This window comes from Actinoallomurus acaciae, from assembly GCF_042429965.1.
Taxonomy (GTDB): Bacteria; Actinomycetota; Actinomycetes; order Streptosporangiales; family Streptosporangiaceae; genus Actinoallomurus; species Actinoallomurus acaciae.
Genome location: NZ_JBHLZP010001147.1, coordinates 1 through 962, shown reverse-complemented (window position 1 = coordinate 962; position 962 = coordinate 1). Strand labels below are relative to the sequence as shown.

The 962-nt window shown below is 76.4% G+C and carries 1 protein-coding gene; it reads right to left on the bottom strand.

Features of this window, described 5'->3' with window-relative positions:
- Positions 1–962, bottom strand: a 962-nt coding sequence (locus ACFFNX_RS51205) for a helicase-related protein (RefSeq protein ID WP_378213773.1), incomplete at both ends; no start/stop codon positions are given.

Genomic DNA, 962 nt, shown 5'->3' with positions numbered 1-962 from the left:
GGCCGCCCCGGCCGCGAGCAGCGGCAGGCCGAGCAGTACGGCGGTCCAGGTCAGCAAGGTCAGCAGCAGTATCGCCACGCCGGCGCCCGCGAGGGCGAGTGCCGTGGCGGTCCGCACCGGGCGGGCCGGGGACGGGACCGCGCACGTCTCGGCGGGGACGACCGGCGGGGGATCCGAACGTACCGGCAGCCGGGAGACCGGTGCGATCGCCTTACGGCCCGCGCGCACCCGGAGGGTGTGCACGAGTTCGTCGCGGAACCCGGTGCCGAGCCGCCAGGCCTCGCGGGTCGCCTCGCGTGCCGAGGCTCGCGCGAGCATGGCGGCGTTCACCGCGTCGAGCGCGTCCGGCGCCGGCGGGGCGTACGGGGAGAACGCCGCGTCCACGTGCGCCACTCCGGACACGATCTCCCCGTCCGGCGCGGCGGCCAGGTACCCGCGGTGCTTGCGGACGAACCGCTGCCAGTCCGCCGCGCCCTTGGGATGGCCGTCGGCGACGCACGCGACGCTCCAGATGTTGGCCACCTTCTCCGGCCAGGACGGGTCGAGCCGCAGGGCGCGTCCGCGCGTCTGCACCACCGAGGTCGAGGTGGTGGCCGAGGTGAGGTCGATGAGCGCGTTGACGCCGCGGGCGTCCCAGCCCTCGCCGAGCAGGGCGCGTGTGCCGATGAGGACCCGGCAGCGCCCCTCCTCGAAGAATGCCGTGACCAGGCGTACCCAGGTGCGGGCCGACCAGGAGCCCTCGATGACGTACACGCCGCCGTCCTCGGTGAGCGACAGGTCCGGCCGGTCCGCCCAGGCGAGGAACGCCCGTGCCGTGGCCGGTCCGGCGGCGACCGTGCGGCCGGTCACGAGCATCGGCCCGAGCGGGGCGGTGCGCTCGTCGGCCACCAGGTTGCCGAGCACGAGCCAGGCCGAGCCCGCCTCCGGCTCCAGCACGCCGTGCAGCCGGGCGGGCAGGCGGG